General features: G+C 60.5%; 15 protein-coding genes. 7 read left to right on the top strand and 8 right to left on the bottom strand.

What is annotated here, in order from left to right:
- Window positions 1-77: 77 nt before the first annotated feature.
- Entirely contained in the window at window positions 78-557 is a 480-nt protein-coding gene (locus ACP7BE_RS14005; RefSeq protein WP_094999762.1) for a DUF962 domain-containing protein, read from the bottom strand.
- A 121-nt stretch (window positions 558-678) separates the two neighbouring features.
- Here ACP7BE_RS14005 and ACP7BE_RS14000 point away from each other — a divergent pair, with 121 nt between their 5' ends.
- From ACP7BE_RS14000 to ACP7BE_RS13990, 3 genes are all read left to right on the top strand, one after another.
- The gene (locus tag ACP7BE_RS14000; RefSeq protein ID WP_426106236.1) at window positions 679-1260 is read left to right on the top strand and encodes an alpha/beta hydrolase; all 582 of its coding nucleotides are present in this window, start codon (window positions 679-681) and stop codon (window positions 1258-1260) included.
- A gap of 49 nt (window positions 1261-1309) precedes the next feature.
- The gene (locus ACP7BE_RS13995; protein ID WP_426106234.1) at window positions 1310-2206 is read left to right on the top strand and encodes a sigma 54-interacting transcriptional regulator; all 897 of its coding nucleotides are present in this window, start codon (window positions 1310-1312) and stop codon (window positions 2204-2206) included.
- Between the two features lie 224 nt (window positions 2207-2430).
- Window positions 2431-3213, top strand: a complete 783-nt coding sequence (locus ACP7BE_RS13990; RefSeq protein ID WP_095017848.1) for a MetQ/NlpA family ABC transporter substrate-binding protein — start codon at window positions 2431-2433, stop codon at window positions 3211-3213.
- Between the two features lie 51 nt (window positions 3214-3264).
- Here ACP7BE_RS13990 and ACP7BE_RS13985 read toward each other — a convergent pair whose 3' ends face one another.
- On the bottom strand, window positions 3265-4428 hold the full coding sequence (locus tag ACP7BE_RS13985; RefSeq protein ID WP_095020495.1) for an AAA family ATPase: 1164 nt from the start codon (window positions 4426-4428) through the stop codon (window positions 3265-3267).
- Between the two features lie 117 nt (window positions 4429-4545).
- On the opposite strand from ACP7BE_RS13985, the gene ACP7BE_RS13980 reads away from it, so the two are divergent.
- The 3 genes from ACP7BE_RS13980 to ACP7BE_RS13970 are packed head-to-tail and all read left to right on the top strand — an operon-like array spanning window position 4546 to window position 9760.
- Entirely contained in the window at window positions 4546-5637 is a 1092-nt protein-coding gene (locus tag ACP7BE_RS13980) for an efflux RND transporter periplasmic adaptor subunit (RefSeq protein WP_426106231.1), read from the top strand.
- Complete coding sequence (locus ACP7BE_RS13975) at window positions 5634-6701, top strand: efflux RND transporter periplasmic adaptor subunit (RefSeq protein ID WP_094999768.1); 1068 nt, start codon at window positions 5634-5636, stop codon at window positions 6699-6701. Before ACP7BE_RS13980 ends, ACP7BE_RS13975 begins: the two co-directional genes overlap by 4 nt.
- Window positions 6698-9760 carry an efflux RND transporter permease subunit gene (locus ACP7BE_RS13970; RefSeq protein WP_095017844.1) on the top strand — a complete coding sequence of 1021 codons (3063 nt, stop codon included), beginning with the start codon at window positions 6698-6700 and terminating at the stop codon, window positions 9758-9760. The genes ACP7BE_RS13975 and ACP7BE_RS13970 overlap by 4 nt, the downstream gene beginning before the upstream one ends.
- A 230-nt stretch (window positions 9761-9990) precedes the next feature.
- Here the strand turns inward: ACP7BE_RS13970 and ACP7BE_RS13965 are convergent, their stop codons facing one another.
- From ACP7BE_RS13965 to cadR, 6 genes are all read right to left on the bottom strand, one after another.
- Window positions 9991-10617 (bottom strand): ABC-type transport auxiliary lipoprotein family protein, encoded by a 627-nt coding sequence (locus tag ACP7BE_RS13965; protein ID WP_094999770.1) that lies wholly within the window; start codon window positions 10615-10617, stop codon window positions 9991-9993.
- Window positions 10614-11552, bottom strand: a complete 939-nt coding sequence (locus tag ACP7BE_RS13960) for an MlaD family protein (protein ID WP_094999771.1) — start codon at window positions 11550-11552, stop codon at window positions 10614-10616. Before ACP7BE_RS13960 ends, ACP7BE_RS13965 begins: the two co-directional genes overlap by 4 nt.
- A gap of 1 nt (window position 11553) precedes the next feature.
- Complete coding sequence (locus tag ACP7BE_RS13955) at window positions 11554-12345, bottom strand: ABC transporter ATP-binding protein (protein ID WP_153326752.1); 792 nt, start codon at window positions 12343-12345, stop codon at window positions 11554-11556.
- A gap of 8 nt (window positions 12346-12353) precedes the next feature.
- On the bottom strand, window positions 12354-13484 hold the full coding sequence (locus ACP7BE_RS13950; RefSeq protein ID WP_094999773.1) for an ABC transporter permease: 1131 nt from the start codon (window positions 13482-13484) through the stop codon (window positions 12354-12356).
- Between the two features lie 79 nt (window positions 13485-13563).
- A complete protein-coding gene (locus ACP7BE_RS13945) occupies window positions 13564-14604 on the bottom strand; it encodes a DUF5924 family protein (RefSeq protein WP_426106227.1) in 1041 nt (346 codons plus the stop codon).
- Window positions 14605-14709: 105 nt separating this feature from the next.
- Entirely contained in the window at window positions 14710-15159 is a 450-nt protein-coding gene (gene cadR, locus ACP7BE_RS13940; RefSeq protein ID WP_094999775.1) for a Cd(II)/Pb(II)-responsive transcriptional regulator, read from the bottom strand.
- Window positions 15160-15245: 86 nt separating this feature from the next.
- Between cadR and ACP7BE_RS13935 the strand changes: the two genes are divergently transcribed.
- Window positions 15246-17507 (top strand): heavy metal translocating P-type ATPase, encoded by a 2262-nt coding sequence (locus tag ACP7BE_RS13935; RefSeq protein ID WP_426106225.1) that lies wholly within the window; start codon window positions 15246-15248, stop codon window positions 17505-17507.
- The last annotated feature ends 12 nt before the right edge of the window (window positions 17508-17519 follow it).

Genomic DNA, 17519 nt, shown 5'->3' with positions numbered 1-17519 from the left:
GCCCGCGATGGCCACGACGCGGTGACTCTTTCACCCTGCGGTGGCCCAATCGCGAGCAAGCCCGCTCCCACAATGCGCTAACCGGCGCGCAGCGCCATCTCTCGACGCAAATCCTCGCGCCAGCCCAGCAAAAACCCCAGTTCCACCACCACAAACAGCGGTCCCACGATCAGCCCGGTGACGTCATCGATAAACGCCGGCTTGCGCCCCTCGTAATAGTGCCCGACAAACTGGAACACCCAGCCCACCACAAACAGTCCAATTCCCCAGCCCAGCCAGGCAGCGGTGCCCAACCCCGCCAGCGCGTGCCCCAGCCACACCGTCAAAGCCAGCAGCAGCGTCATCAACAACCCCAGGCGCAACTCAAGGCGCAGGTAAAACACGGCACTGGCCAGCATCACCAGCACTGCCGGTGAAATACCCATCCATTGCGGGCGCGACAGCAGCGTTGCAACGGCAATCACGATCAGCGGGATGCCCACGAAATGCGTGGCGATATTGTGCGGGTCGCGGTGATAGGCAGCATATTGGCTCAAATGGTCGACCAGGCTTTTCATGGTGCACAACCCTCAAGTTTTTATTTTTAGTTATAAACAAATAGCTTCTTATTCCTTAGCGAATCTAAAAACCGTCCCTATACTGACTCGGTAACACACATACCGCTGGAGGCGCACACCCATGGGCAACGATTCGATTCGCTATTTGATAGTGCCGGGCTGGCAAGGTTCGTCCGACGATCATTGGCAAACCCACTGGCAAAACAACTTGCCGAACAGTGCTCGGGTGGAGCAGGCCGACTGGCTGACGCCCCGCCGCGAAGACTGGATCGCCGCCCTGGCCGAAGCCATTGCTGCCGACAGCACCCCCGTGATCCTGATCGCCCACAGCCTGGGTTGCATTACCGTAGCCCATTGGGCCGAGCGTGCGCCAGAAAGCCTGTTAAACCAAGTGCGCGGCGCGTTGCTGGTGGCCCCGGCAGACGTCGAGCGCCCGGCCTGTGCGCCGGCCTTGCGCAACTTTGCCCCGATCCCGACCCGGTCGTTGCCTTTTCCAAGCCACATCGTCAGCTCGGATAACGATGGTGCTGTCAGCGCGCCACGGGCTATGGAATTTGCCCGTCAATGGGGCGCCGAGATCGGCATCATCAGCGGCGCCGGGCATATCAACGTTAAATCCGGACACCAGCGCTGGGAGCAAGGCTTCGCCTTTTTATACCGCCTGCAAACCCGTATCGAGCACGGCGCCCTGCGTCGCGCGTGAATTCCTGTAACGCCCGCGCCCACCCTCCGGCGGCGGGCGGGAGCCTGCCATGAGCCTGCATGAAACCTTCGGTCAGCCGCTGCTGACCTTTCCTGACGCGGAAAAAAGCCCGCTGAGCATTCGCGCCAAAGCGCTGGTGTTTGTCGACCCCCGCTCGCGCCAATTACGCAACGATCTGGAGCTGCTCGCGCCGCGCGCCTTGCCCGTGCTGATTCGTGGTGAAACCGGCAGCGGCAAAGAGCTGCTGGCTCGACATATCCACCGCGCCAGTGACCGCACCGGCCTGTTTGTGTCAGTCAATTGCGGTGCCATCAGCCCCACTTACGCTGACGCCGAGCTGTTTGGCTATGCCGCCGGAACACACAGCAGTTCGGCCAGCAGCCGCGCCGGGTGGTTTGGTTCGGCCAATGGCGGGACTCTTTATCTGGACGAAATCGGCGACTTGCCATGGGCAATCCAGACCAAGCTGCTGGCTGCCCTGGAAACCCACGAAGTCACCCGTGTGGGCGCCCATCAACCGAGCCCGGTGGACGTGCGCCTGGTGGCGGCCACCAGTATCGATCTGGCGCAGGCGGTGGCTGCCGGAAAATTCCACGAGCGGCTGTATCACTACCTCAGCGAAGGGCGGCTGGACTTGCCCGCGTTGCGCGAGCGGCCGGGGGACATCCTTTCGCTGGCCGAATATTTCCTGGGTATTTACAGCCAGCGCCTGAACCTGCCCGTGCCGTTTATCAGCGACAGAGCCCAGCGGGTACTTGAGCGCCACAGCTGGCCGGGCAATACCCGTGAGCTGGAAAACGTGATTCATTTTGCCTTGCTGGTGAGCACCGGCGAGGAGATCCAGCCCGAGCACTTGAACCTGCCTGACGCCCTGAGCCAGATCGAGCTGTTTGTAAAAGGCGCCACGGCACAGGAGTTGGCGGCGATCAGGCAGTTGTTGCCTTGACCCTGTGGGAGCGGGCTTGCCCGCGATGGCAGCGACGCGGTGTATCTGTCACACCACGGCGTTCCTGTCGCGGGCAAGCCCGCTCCCCAAAAAAAACTCAAGTGAACAAAATGGCATAAGAAGCTGAATAAATATTATTGTTCTGGAATAAAGAAACTCGGTATTGTCCGCTTCGTCTTCCAGGAAAACCGTCATACGAACGGTCACACACATAAGGGTATCGCATGAAAAAGGTTCTGTTGTTTACCGCATTGGCGGCTGCTTTGACTGCAGGCCTGGCACAGGCTGGCGAAAAACTGGTGGTTGCCGCAACGCCGGTGCCTCACGCCGAAATCCTTGAGCTGATCAAACCAACCCTCGCCAAAGAAGGCGTGGATCTGGAAATCAAAGTGTTCACCGACTACGTGCAACCTAACGTGCAAGTGGCCGAAAAACACCTGGACGCCAACTACTTCCAGACCCTTCCATACCTGGAAAGCTTCAATAAAGGCAAAGGCACCAACCTGACCACCGTGATCGGTGTTCACGTTGAACCCTTCGGTGGCTACTCGAAGAAGGTCAAAAACCTGTCCGAGCTTAAAGACGGCGCAACCATCGCTATCCCTAACGAAGGCAGTAACAGCGGCCGTGCCCTGATCCTGCTGCAAAAGGCCGGTCTGATCGAACTCAAAGACCCGACCAACGCTGTGTCGACCCCGAAGGACATCGCCAAGAACCCGCACAACTTCAAGTTCAAAGAGCTTGAGTCCGCACTGCTGCCACGGGTGCTGGACCAGGTTGACCTGGACATGATCAACACCAACTACGCGCTGGAAGCAGGCCTGAACCCGGCCACTGACGCGCTGATCATCGAAGGTGCTGATTCGCCATACGTGAACTTCCTGGTTGCCCGCCCTGACAACAAGGACAGCGTCGCAATCCAGAAGCTGGCCAAGGCCCTGACCAGCCCTGAAGTAAAAGCCTTTATTGCTGAAAAATACAAAGGTGCGGTACTGCCAGCGTTCTGATTACACGCCAGGCTACTGAAAACGCCGACGGCTTTTATAGCGTCGGCGTTTTTATTTGTCGGGCCAATACCAGGCGGGCTGGTCCAGCATGCGTTGGCCGACCACTTCTGTCTGGCCAAGGTTTTTTTCCAGCACGATGCAGTTGCACTCAGGGTCTTGTTGCAGGGCGGCGATCAGACGCCGGGCATGGGATACCACCCACACCTGCGAGTGCTGCGAAGCACTGATGATCAGCCGCGCCAGCGCGGGCAACAAGTCGGGGTGCAGGCTGGTTTCCGGTTCGTTGAGCACCATCATGCTCGGCGGACGCGGGGTCAGCAAAGCCGCAACCAGCAGCAGATAGCGCAAGGTACCGTCCGAGAGCTCGGCGGCAGACAACGGGCGCAACAGCCCCTCTTGATAAAACTCGATATAAAAATGCCCGCCGGGCACACATTCGATTTCCAGCCGTGCGCCAGGGAATGCATCGCTGATCGCGGCATGCAAGGCTTCAGGGTTGCCGACCTCAAGGATTGTTTGCAACGCAGCGGCCAGATCACGGCCATCATGATGCAGCACCGGCGTGCGCGTGCCCAGTTGTGGTTGGCGCACAGGCGCGTCGGGGTCAGTGCGAAAGTGATCGTAGAAACGCCAGCCGCGGATGGACTCGCGCAACTGCAACACTTCGGGCGAGGCCTGCAAGCTGCCGACCTGATCGAACAGGCTGTCGAAAAGCGGCGTGTGCTGTGCCAACACCTGCCAGTTGCGGCCGTCACGGGCGCGGATCATGGGGCCTTTACGTTCAACCAGCTCGCTGGCCGGGCGGTAAAAAGGCCCTGCCCATAGGCTCTCATGCTTGATCTGCGGGTCGAGGTTGAACTGCGTGCGTCCGGGTATCGGCAAGCCCAGGGCGATGGCGTAGCTGAAGTCTTCTCCGGCAAAACCAAGGCGCAGGCGCTTGGCTTCCTGGCGCACGCTGGCGTTGACATCAACCTCGCCCAGCTTCATGCGGCGGGAGATCACCTCAGGCCCGGCCCAGAACGTCGAGCTCAGGCCGCCTTCACGGGCCAGGGCATTGACCACACCCCCCTGGGCGGTTTCGGCCAACAAGCGCAGGGCGCGATAAAGGTTGGATTTGCCACTGCCATTGGGGCCGGTGATCAGATTCAGCCGGGCCAGGGGCACCACCAACTGATTGATGGAACGGTAGTTGGCCACGGCCAGGGTGGTGAGCATGGGGTGACCTCATTTCGTGAAACTGATAGGCGGTAATAGAGTCCCACAGACGCTGAACACTGTTCTACGCTATCAACCGTATCCGCATGTTAAACGGCATCACGCAAAGGAGCTTGCATGGCTGGTCCACTGAACACGGGCATTTTGGGCTTGAGCCTGTTGGCGCTTCTCACCGCGTGCGGCAAGGAGGGCCCCAAAGAGCCTCTGTCCCCCCGGGTGTATGTGCAACAGGTGAGTACCCGTGAGTTCGCCCCACCGATCCAGCTCAGCGGTGATATTCAGGCCCGGGTCGAAACCCAGCTGTCATTCCGGGTGGGTGGCAAGATTATCGAGCGCAAGGTGGATGTAGGTGACCATATCCAGGCCCATCAGGTGCTGGCCCGTCTCGACCCCAAAGACCTGAAGATCCAGGTCGAGACCGCCCAGGCCAGCGTTAACGCGCAACAGGCGCAAGTGGTGCAAACCCGCGCGGCGTTTGTGCGTCAGCAAAAGCTGCTGCCAAAGGGCTACACCAGCCAAAGCGAATACGATGCTGCCAATACCGCCCAACTGAGCGCCAAAAGTGCCCTCGCAGCGGCCCAGGCGCAATTGGCCAACGCCCGCGAACAACTGAGTTACAGCAACCTGGAGGCCGAGGCACCGGGCATCATCACCGCGCGCCAGGCCGAAGTCGGGCAGGTGGTACAGGCCACCATGCCGATTTTTACCCTGGCCCGCGATGGCGCACGGGATGCCGTATTCAACGTGTATGAATCGCTGTTTATCGAACCGCCCAAAGACCCCACGGTACAGGTCACGCTGCTGAGCGATCCGACAATCAAGGTCAACGGCCAGATCCGTGAAATCACTCCCACGGTTGCGGCACAAAGCGGTACGTTGCAGATCAAGGTGCAGCTCGACGCCTTGCCCAAGGGCATGGACCTGGGCTCGATTGTCAGCGTCAACCTGACCCCGCCGCCCAGCGCCAGCATTGAACTGCCATGGTCGGCCCTGACCAAGGACATCAGCGAGCCCGCCGTATGGATCGCCGACGAGCAAAGCAATGTACGCCTGCAACGGGTCAAGGTCGGGCGCTACCTGACCGGCAGCGTGATTGTCAGCGAAGGCCTCAAGGATGGAGAAAAAGTCGTGGTTGCAGGGGGGCAGTTGTTACACCCGGGCATGAAAGTTGAAATCGTTCCCGCACCGGCCGAAGGGGTGCAGTTATGAGGCGTTTATGGATGATGCCGCTGGCTGCTGCGATGCTGATGGGCTGCTCGGAGAAACAGCCGCCGGAACCCGTTCGCCCGGCGCTGTATGTGATTGCCCGGCCCGAGCTGGTCCAGGATCTGGGCCGCTTTGCTGGGAGTATCGAAGCTCGTTATGAAAGCACCCTGGGCTTTCGTGTTCCGGGGCGCATCGTGCGCCGTTATTACGATGTGGGTGCGGTGGTGAAACAGGGTGACATTCTGGCCAACCTCGACCCCACCGATCAGCAAAACCAGCTGCGTGCGGCCCAGGGTGATCTGGCCAAGGTACAGGCACAATTGATCAACGCCAGGGCCAATGCCCGTCGTCAGCAAGAGCTGTTCGACCGTGGTGTGGGCGCCCAGGCCCAACTGGACACCGCGCAAGCCGACCTCAAGACCACACAGGCTTCGATGCAGCAGGCGCAGGCTGCGGTCAATCAGGCTCAGGACCAGCTCAGCTACTGCAACCTGCGCGCCGACCATGATGCCGTGATTACCCAATGGCATGCCGAGGCCGGGCAAGTGGTGAGCATTGGCCAGGAAGTGGTCACACTGGCCCGCCCTGAAATCAAGGAGGCGGTCATCGACCTCCCGGGTCCGTTGGCCGAAGCACTGCCCAAAGGTATCGAATTCCTCGTCGCCGGCCAGCTCGACCCGACTATCAACACCCGCGCCCATGTCCGCGAAATCGCCCCGCAAGCCGACAGCGCCACCCGCACCCGCCGCACCCGCCTGACACTGGACCAGACGCCGGCGGCATTCCGTCTTGGCAGCTCGGTGAGCGTGACCGTCAGCAGCCCGACAGCCGAGCACTTCCAGCTGCCGCTCACTGCCCTGCAGGAAGTCGACGGCCACAGCCGCGTATGGATCATTGACAGCGCCACCCAAACCGTCAGCCCGCGTGACGTCAGCGTACTGCGCCGCGACGCCCGCAACGTGCTGTTGTCGGGTGGCATCAAAACCGGCGACAGGGTGGTCAGTGCAGGTGTGTACAGCCTCACCCCCGGGCAGAAAGTCAGACTCGATAAGGAAAGCTCGCAATGAATGGGAAGTTCAACCTGTCCGAGTGGGCTCTGAAGCATCAGTCATTTGTCTGGTATTTGATGTTTGTCGCGGTGGTCGCCGGGATTTTTTCGTACATCAATCTCGGACGCGCTGAAGACCCGTCCTTCGCCATCAAAACCATGGTCATCCAGTCCAAATGGCCCGGTGCTACGGTCGACGAAACCCGCCTGCAAATCACCGACCGCATCGAGAAAAAGCTTGAGGAGCTGGATTCTCTCGACTACGTGCAAAGTTACACCCGGCCCGGTGAGTCGACGGTGTTTGTGTTCCTCAAGGACACCACCAAAGCCGATGCCATCCCGCATATCTGGTATGAGGTGCGCAAAAAGATCGGCGACATTCGCGGCGACTTTCCCCAGGGCATTCAAGGCCCGGGGTTCGACGATGAGTTCGGTGATGTCTATGGCACCATTTTCGCCTTCACCGGCGACGGCTTCACCATGCGTCAGCTGCGCGACTATGTAGAGCAAGTGCGCACCGGCATTCGCGATGTACCCAATCGCGGCAAGGTGATGACCATCGGTGAACAGGACGAAACCTTCTATCTGGATTTCTCGACCCGCAAACTGGCAGCTTTGGGCCTCGACCAACAGCACATTCTGGAAAGCCTGCAAGAGCAGAACGCCGTCACTCCCGCCGGGGTAATCGAGGCCGGGCCGGAGCGCATGTCGGTACGCACCTCTGGGCAGTTCCACAGCGTTGAGGATCTGGCCGCCGTGAATCTGCGGGTCAACGACCGTTTTTACCGCCTGGCCGACATTGCCGAAATCACCCGTGGCTACGTCGACCCCGCGGCCCCCATGTTCCATTACAACGGCAAGCCGGCCATTGGTCTGGCAATCGCCATGATTGATGGTGGCAACATTCAGGAGTTCGGCAAGCAACTACAGCAGCGCATCGACGACCTGACCGCGCAGTTACCGGTGGGTGTGGGCGTGCATATGGTGTCCGATCAGGCGCAAGTGGTCGAGGAAGCTGTCAGCGGCTTCACCAGCGCCCTGTTTGAGGCGGTGGTGATTGTACTGGCGGTGAGTTTTATCAGCCTGGGCCTGCGCGCCGGTCTGGTGGTGGCGATCTCGATCCCGTTGGTGCTGGCGCTGGTGTTCGTGTTTATGGAATTTACCGGCATCGCCATGCAGCGCGTGTCGCTGGGTGCGCTGATCATCGCCCTGGGCCTGCTGGTGGACGATGCGATGATCACGGTGGAGATGATGATCACCCGGCTGGAACTTGGGGAAACCAAGGAGCAGGCGGCGACCTTTGCCTATCATTCCACGGCGTTCCCGATGCTCACCGGGACACTGGTGACCGTGGCAGGCTTTGTGCCCATCGGCCTTAACAACAGCTCGGCGGGGGAGTACACCTTCACCCTGTTCGCGGTGATTGCCGTGGCAATGCTGGTGTCGTGGGTGGTGGCCGTGCTGTTCGCGCCGGTGCTGGGCGTGCATATCCTCAGCGCCAAGGTCAAACCCAAGCCCGAGAAACCCGGGCGCCTGGCCCAGGCCTTCGACACCGCGCTGCTGTGGTGCATGCGTTATCGCTGGACGACCATTGGTGCGACAGTGCTGATGTTTGTACTGGCGGTGTTCGGCATGGGCCTGGTGCAGAACCAGTTTTTCCCGGCCTCTGACCGCCCCGAGATTCTGGTGGACCTGAACCTGCCGCAAAACGCCTCGATCCAGGAGACGCTCAAGGTCACCCAGCGTTTTGAAGAGTCGCTCAAGGGCGATGACGATATCGTGCGCTGGAGCTCGTACATCGGTGAAGGCGCGATCCGTTTCTACCTGCCGCTCGATCAGCAACTGCAAAACCCTTTCTATGCCCAGTTGGTGATTGTCAGCAAAGGCCTGGAAAGCCGTGATGCCCTGATCGAACGGCTCAACAAACGCTTGCGCGAGGACTTTGTGGGGGTGGGCAGCTTCGTGCACACCCTGGAACTGGGGCCGCCGGTGGGCCAGCCGCTGCAATATCGGGTCAGCGGGCCGAATATCGACCTGGTGCGCAAGTACTCGATCGACCTGGCCTCGGTGCTCGACGCCAACCCCAATGTCGGTGAAACCATCTTCAACTGGAACGAGCCCGGCAAGGTGCTGCGTATCGACATTGCCCAGGACAAGGCCCGCCAGTTCGGGCTGTCATCCGAAGACGTGGCCCATGTGATGAACAGCATCGTCAGCGGTGCCGCCGTCAGCCAGGTCAAGGACAACATTTACCTGATCAATATCGTCGGTCGGGCCAACAGCAACGAGCGCGGTACCCCGGAAACCCTGCTCAACCTGCAGATCACCACCCCCAGCGGCACCTCGATCCCGCTATTGGCCTTTGCCACGGTGCGCTACGAGCTTGAGCAGCCGCTGATCTGGAGCCGTGACCGGATCCCCACCCTGACCCTCAAGGCCTCGGTGCGCGGCTCGATGCAGCCGACCGATCTGGTCAAGGTGCTCAAGCCCGAGGTCGACAAGTTCGCCACCAACCTGCCAGAAGGCTACAACGTGCAAACCGGCGGTACGGTAGAGCAGAGCGCCAAGGCCCAGGGCCCGATCGCCAAAGTCGTGCCGTTGATGCTGTTCTTGATGGCAACCTTCCTGATGATCCAGCTGCAAAGCGTGCACAAGATGTTCTTGGTGGTCAGTGTCGCGCCGCTGGGGCTGATCGGTGTGGTGCTGGCGCTGGTGCCCACCGGCACGCCGATGGGCTTTGTGGCGATCTTGGGGATTCTGGCGCTGGTGGGCATCATCGTGCGTAACTCGGTGATCCTGGTGACCCAGATCGACCAGTACGAACGCGACGGCTTCGATCCGTGGCACGCGGTGATGCAAGCCACCCAGCATCGTCGTCGGCCAATTCTGCTGACCGCGGCAGCGGCCAGCCTGGGCATGATTCCGATTGCCCGGGACGTGTTCTGGGGGCCGATGGCCTACGCCATGATCGGCGGCATTCTATCGGCCACCTTGCTCACGCTGTTGTTTTTGCCAGCGCTGTATGTGGCTTCGTACAAGATCAAGGAGAACAAGAACCCGCCGCCAGAACATGCGTAACCCAGTGGGAGCGGGCTTGCTCGTGATTCGGATGACGTGGTCTGACAGACACACCGCGTCGATCCCATCGCGAGCAAGCCCGCTCCTACAGCAGGGTGATTAGTGTGAATTTACGAATGCCGGTATCAAGACAGCGGTCTTTAATTGAAGGGAGGTGTGAACCTGGTTTCAACCCTCTCCGCAGGGAGAGGGTTGGGGGGAGGGGCTTTGGGCTCTTGCTTCGGGCGTTTTTAACGCTGCGCCTGCCCCTGCTGCATCACCCACTGCACCACTTGTGGCATCAGCACATCACTGGCCTGGCCAAAACCTGCGACCACGCCTGGTACCATCGGGTTGCTCAGCGGCTGGCGCGTCTCAAAGCGTTTGGAAGCAATCACCCGCTGATCGCTGCTGCGTACCAGGCGGGCGTTGTACTGGATCAGCACTTCCGGGCTTTTGCCGTTGTAGTGGGTCTGAAACGCCAACAATTCGCCCCCCAGTTCGTAATCGGACTGCAAGTTGCTGTCATCGGTGCTCAAGCCCTGGATCCTGCCATCCTGCAAGAAGGCCTCAAGCAGACGGTTGCGCAACAGCACCGGGGCCGTATCGCTCCAGCGGGCACCTTTGTAGTTACTGATCAGGTTGCCCTCAGGCACCACCACGATGTTCTGGCTGTTCAACGCGCCAGTGGTCATCGGCTTTTCCAGACGCAATGACCACTTCACTGGCGTACTCTGGCTGACGGCCATGGGTGCTTGCGCCGCCGGCAGCCGATACACGTCGACTATCTCGGGTTTGGGCAAAATCGAGCAGGCGCTGAGCAGGCTCAGGCCAGTAGCAAGGGCGATGGAACCTGCCAGGCGATAGGTGCGCTTCATGGGGTGAATTCCTTGTTCTGCTCGCGGCCCAGCAAGTAACCGCTTGGATTGGATTCCAGGCGCCGTGAGATCGAGCGCAATGTGCCAAGGGTTTCGCGCAGTTCATTGACTGCAGGGCCGAGCTGATTCAGCCCCTGCAGGCCGCTGTTGAGCGAGTCCTCATTGTTGTTGATCAGTTTGTTGATCGTCGCCGTGCTCTGCTGCAGCGAGTTCATGGCCTGCTCGGCGCTGTTGAACATCTGTTTGCCTTCGGTGCTCAACAGGCCGTTGGCGTTGCGCATCAGCACGTTGGTTTGCTCAAGCGTGACGCTGGCCTGTTTACCGACCTGGGCCAGCTGTTTCAATGTTTGGCTGATATCGCCGCGCTGACCGGCAATGGCCGTAGTGGTTTGCTCAAGGTTGTCCAGGGTCTTGCTGACACGGTTGACGTTGTCTTCGGAGAACAACGCATTGGCGTTATGCAGCAGCATATTGACGTTGGCCATCACGTCAGAGCCGTCGGTGAGCAGGCGGGCAATGGGCGAGGGCGAAGCCACGATTTCCGGCAGCTTGCCGTCCTTGCCCTTGAGGGGCGGGCTGTTGGGGTCACCGCCACTGAGCTGGATGATCGAAGTCCCGGTCACGCCGGTCAGTGCCAGCTTGGCCTTGGTGTCGACCTTGACCGGGGTGTTGGCCGCCAGACGAATGCGCGCCAGTACCCGGCGCGGGTCCTTGTCGTCCAGGCGCAGTTCGATCACGTCGCCGACCTTGATGCCGTTGTATTGCACCGAGCTGCCTTTGGACAGGCCGCTGACGGCTTCGTTGAACACCACTTCGTAATCCTTGAACGTGCTGTCCATGCTCGCCTTGGCCAGCCACAGGCCAAACAGCATGGCCCCGACGACAATCAGGACGCTGAACAGGCCGATCAATACATGATGGGCACGGGTTTCCATGTCATTGCTCCTTGAGGTGGGTTGCCGCTTCGTACGCGGCGCGGCCACGGGGGCCATGGAAATAGTCATGAATCCACGGGTCGTCGTAGTCTTCGACCTCAGTGATGGGTGCCGCCACCAGCACCCGTTTTTGCGACAGCACCGCCACCCGGTCAGTGATGGTGTACAGCGTGTCGAGATCGTGGGTGACCAGGAACACGCTTAACCCCAGCGCATCGCGCAGTGTCAGGATAAGTTGGTCAAAGGCCGCCGCGCCGATCGGATCCAGCCCAGCGGTGGGTTCGTCCAGAAACAGGATGTCCGGGTCCAGCGCCAGCGCCCGGGCCAGCGCTGCGCGCTTGACCATGCCACCGGACAGTGAAGACGGGTACTTGTCTGCTGCCGACAGGGGCAATCCCGACAGCGCCAGCTTGACGCACGCCAGGTGCTCGGCATCAGGCCGGCTCAGGCCGGCGTGCTCGATCAGGGGCAGGGCAATGTTCTCTTTTACCGTCAGCGAAGAAAACAGCGCGCCCATCTGAAACAGCACACCAAAGCGCCGTTCGATCATCGAGCGCGCCTGTTCATCAAGGCTCATCAAGTCCTGGCCAAACACCCGGACCTGCCCTTCAGTGGGCCGACGCAAACCGACAATACTGCGCAGCAGCACGGATTTGCCGGTGCCGGAGCCGCCGACCACGCCGAGAATCTCACCTTTGTACACATCAAGGTCGAGGTGTTCATGCACGGTCTGGCTACCAAAGCGGTTGCACAGGTCACGCACCTCGATCACGGTCTCGCCGGGTTTGCGCAGGGACGTACTCACCAGCCCATCTCCATAAAGAACAACGCGGCCACGGCGTCGAGGACGATCACGATAAAGATCGACTGGACCACGCTGGACGTGGTGTGGGCGCCCACCGACTCGGCGCTGCCGCTGACTTTAAAGCCTTCAAGGCAGCCCACCGCGGCAATCAGGAAGGCAAAGAACGGCGCTTTGACCATGCCCACCAAAAAGTGCTGCACGCCGATATCCGAGTGCAGCAGCGAAATAAACATGTCCGGCGAGATACCCAGGGACACCACGCAGACCACGGCACCGCCGAGGATGCCCGCCATCATGGCCATGAATGTCAGCAGCGGCAGGGAAATCAACAGCGCCAGCACCCGTGGCAACACCAGCAAGTCCATCGGATCGAGGCCCAGGGTGCGGATCGCGTCAATTTCTTCGTTGGCTTTCATCGAGCCGATTTGTGCGGTAAAGGCACTGGCCGTGCGCCCGGCGAGCAGGATGGCGGTGAGCAACACGCCGAATTCACGCAGGAAGGAAAACGCCACCAGGTCAACGGTAAAAATCCCCGCACCAAAGTTGGCCAGTACCGTGGCCCCGAGAAACGCCACTACGGCGCCCACCATAAAGGTCAGCAACACCACGATCGGCGCGGCGTTAAGACCGATCTGCTCGATATGCGCCACCACCGGGGTAATGCGCCATTGTTTGGGTCGAAACAGGTTGCGCGCCAGGGTCTGCAGGATCAGGCCGATAAACCCCAGCAGTTGCAGGGAGTCTTGCCACAGCTTGTAGACCGCGCTGCCGATGCGGCTGAGCAAGAGGATGCCGACGTTCTGTTCCTGGGCTGCGACCGGCACGCAAAAATCGCGCATCGAGGAATAGACCGTTTGCAGCAAGGCGCGGTCGGCGGCGGGGAGTTTTTGGGCGGTGTCGGTCAACTGGCTGACGCGCTCTGCCCCCAGCAGCTCCACCAGCAGCGAAGCCCCGGCCGTATCGATGCTGGACACGTCGTCCAGGTTGATGGCGGTCTGTGCATCGTACTTGCCGACCAGCTGTTCGGTCTGCTGCTTGAGGCGTGTGTAATGGGCAAGCGTCCAGTCGCCGCTGATCAGCAGTCGCGCCGGATTACCGGAAGTGTCTAGTTGGGCATTGCCCGCCATGGCCGTAATAGTCTTAAGCTCCCAGCTCGGTACGTTTGAACGCAGACCTTATGTAATAGCACAATCCGGCAAAAGTGCTTCAGTTTGCCTTAACAACCGCAGGCGCAGATTGATCCAGGTTAACCCTGAAGCGCAAAACGCCGATCAGTTGCCCATCCTCGGTCAACACCCGGACTTGCCAGCGACCCACCGGGTCCGGCGGGAAATTCTGCTTGTGGGTCCAGGCGCGATAACCCTCTTTGCGCCCGCCATGAATATCCAGGGCGATGCGGTCGACCTCCTGGCCGTTGAGTTGCCACACATGGTAAATCCGCTCATTCAAACCCCGGGGCGCATTGATCGAGGTATAGGCGTACAGGCCACGACTGCGCAGCTCGCTGACGCTGATGTGCTTGATGCTCTCGCCCGGCGTGCGGTCCTGCAACTGGGTGGTGACGGCCACTTCGGTCATCCACAGCGTAGCTGGTGGCACCCAGGATCGCAGCAGCCAGCCGGTGCCGCCCAGGGCCAGCACTATCAAGGGCAATACCAGCCAGCCACGCCAGGTTTTCAGCGGCAGGCTCACGGCCAGGCTGGGAATGGACAGTAGCACGGCGGTGCCCAGCGCCAGCTTGTAGCTCTCGGAGGTGGTGAGGTTGAGGATGATCGGCAACGCCGTCAGCATGGCCGCGAACAGGGCCAGGGTGTGCAGGGCCAGAAACAGCCAGCGCCGGGGGGCCAGCCATTTGTAATACAGCGGGTCAGTGATGGCGATCAGTGCGCACACGCCCAGAAGTCCGGTAAAGACCAGTTGGCCACTGTTCCAGGTGGTGGTGATAAAGAAAAATGGCAGGACGAAAAAAAAACTTTCCTGGTGGATCATCTGGGTTGCATAGCGCAGCAGCGGTTCAGGTATTTCGCGCTTGAACACCCGGTTGAACAGCCGGGTGAAGGTGTTTTCCAGCATCAACCAGACCCAGCTCACCAGCAGGATCACCGCAATCCAGCGGGCCATGCCTTGCTGGCGGTCCACCAGAATGAAACTGCCCACCCCCGAGCAAAAGCCAAACGCCGCGATCAGCCCTGGATAGCGCTTCATCAACTCAAGGATGCGCTGTAGGTAGTGGTTCCAGTCTGGCATTTGGCAGTTCACATTCTGTAAGGGGAAAACCTGGACAGAATAGCGTTTTAGGCGCTCCGCGTCCGGCACGATTGAAGGGCCAAGGCCTGCATCGGCGCCCTGCAATCAATGCCCGTGGCTTCTGCCCACATGGCTGGGCTCGCCTTCCGGCGGGCTGACCGAGCCGCTGACTTCCAGCTGCTGCAAAATCCCGCAATGCTCCCCGTCAGGCCCCTCGCCACACTTTTGCCGCAGGTCGAGCAATTGCGCCTGCAGGGCCAGCAAACTGTCGACCCGCGCCTTGACGTGATGAATATGTTCGTCGATCAGCGCATTCACGCTTTCGCACTGGTCCTGGGGGCTGTCACGCAGGTTGAGCAGGCTGCGGATTTCTTCCAGGGTCATGTCCAGGCTGCGGCAATTGCGGATAAACGTCAGCCGCTCAACATGGGCCTGGGTGTACAAACGGTAGTTGCCTTCACTGCGCGCAGGCTCTGGCAGCAGCCCTTCGCGTTCGTAATAACGGATGGTTTCGACCTGACAGTCGGTCAATTTCGCCAGTTCGCCAATTTTCATCAAGCAGATCTCCAAAAGGATGCTTGACCCTATAGTGGCTACAGGGTCTTTACTTGGCAACAGGCACCTTTCCCGGACGCAATCTGATGAGCGATTCCATTCACGCACCGAACAAGCACGATCACGATCACGATCACGATCACGATCACGAACATGGGCATGGCGACACGCACGCTCACGCCCATAGCTGCTGCCCTGGCGCAGCGGGACCGAGCGTCGTCAAGCTGGCCGCCGCGGCCACTGCGGGCGCGCGCCTGAGCAGCTTTCGCATTGAAGCGATGGACTGCCCCACCGAGCAGACCCTGATCCAGAACAAGCTGGGCAAGCTGGCGGGTGTGCAGCAACTGGAATTCAACCTCATCAACCGGGTATTGGGCGTGACCCACGACCTGCCGTCCGTCGGGCCGATTGTCGACGCAATCAAATCCCTCGGCATGCACGCCGAGCCCATCGATTCCGGTGCGGATGCGGCCCCGCCTGCACTGCCAGCGAAAAAACACTGGTGGCCTCTGGCCGTGGCCGGTGTGGGCGCGTTGGCGGCTGAAGTGCTGCACTTTACCGATGCTGCACCCACCTGGGTGATTGCGCTGGTGGCGCTGGTGTCGATCCTCAGCGGCGGCCTGACCACCTATAAAAAGGGCTGGATCGCCCTGAAAAACCTCAACCTGAACATCAATGCACTGATGAGCATCGCCGTGACGGGGGCCGTGTTGATCGGCCAATGGCCGGAAGCGGCGATGGTGATGTTCCTGTTTACCGTGGCCGAACTGATCGAAGCCAAATCCCTCGATCGTGCGCGCAATGCCATCAGTGGTCTGATGCAAATGGCGCCGGACAAGGCCACCGTGCAGCAGGCGGATGGCAGCTGGATTGAGCTAGAGGTCAAAGACATTGCCCTGGGCAGCCTGGTCAGGGTACGGCCGGGCGAGCGTATCGGCCTGGACGGTGAAGTGGTAGCGGGCAACTCCACAGTCGATCAGGCGCCGATCACCGGTGAAAGCCTGCCTGTCGAAAAAACCGTGGGAGACAAGGTGTTCGCGGGCACCATCAACCAGTCCGGCGCCCTGGAATACCGGGTGACGGCCGAGGCCAGCCACTCCACGCTGGCGCGCATCATCCACGCCGTGGAGCAGGCCCAGGGCGCCCGGGCACCGACCCAGCGTTTCGTCGACAGCTTCGCGAAAATCTATACCCCGCTGGTGTTTGCCTTTGCCCTGGCAGTGGCGGTGATCCCTCCGTTGTTTATGGGCGGCGTATGGTTTGACTGGATCTACCGTGCGCTGGTGTTACTGGTGGTGGCGTGCCCTTGTGCGCTGGTGATTTCGACGCCGGTAACCATCGTCAGCGGCCTGGCGGCTGCGGCCCGCAAGGGGATTTTGGTCAAGGGCGGGGTGTACCTGGAAGGCGGCCACAAGCTCGACTTCCTGGCCCTGGACAAGACCGGCACCATCACCCACGGCAAACCGGTGCAAACCGATTACCTGCCCCTTGATCCGCTGGTCACTGACAGCGCGGTGCTGTTGGCCGCCAGCCTTGCAAGCCGTTCCGATCATCCGGTGTCGCTGGCTGTGGCTAATGCTGCTGTGGATAAGAATCTGCCTTTGAGTGCTGTGGATAACTTCACCGCGCTGGCGGGGCGCGGAGTGCGTGGCGAAATCGACGGTAAGCTCTACCACCTGGGCAATCACCGCCTGGTTGAAGAATTGGGCCTGTGCTCTCCTGAACTCGAGACCGAGCTGTTTGCGCTGGAAGAACAGGGCAAAACCGTGATCTTGCTGTGCGACAGCGCAGGCCCGCTGGCGCTGTTCGCCGTGGCAGACACGGTCAAGCAAACCAGCCGTGAAGCGATCCGCGAGTTGCATGAGTTGGGCATCAAGACCCTGATGCTGACCGGCGATAATCCTCACACGGCCAACGCCATTGCCGCCCAGGTCGGTATCGACGAAGCCCAGGGCAACCTGCTCCCGGAAGACAAGCTCAAGGCGATCGAAGCGCTGTATGCCAAGGGCCATCATGTAGGCATGGTGGGCGACGGCATTAATGACGCTCCGGCCCTGGCCCGTGCCGAGATCGGTTTTGCCATGGCCGCGGCAGGTACGGATACCGCGATCGAGACCGCCGATGTTGCCCTGATGGACGACGATCTGCGCAAGATCCCGGCTTTTATTCGCCTGTCACGGCAGACCTCCAGCATCCTGAAACAGAACATTGCCTTGGCATTGGTCATCAAGGCGATCTTTCTTGCGGTAACCTTCCTCGGTTTGGCCACCATGTGGATGGCCGTGTTTGCCGACATGGGCGTCAGCCTGTTGGTGGTGTTCAACGGTTTGCGCCTGTTGCGCAAATAGATCAAGAGGGGC

Origin of the sequence: Pseudomonas sp. TWR1-1-3 (assembly GCF_049896805.1) — a bacterium.
Lineage (GTDB): Bacteria > Pseudomonadota > Gammaproteobacteria > Pseudomonadales > Pseudomonadaceae > Aquipseudomonas > Aquipseudomonas bubulae.
This window is presented reverse-complemented; position numbering and strand designations above follow the sequence as displayed.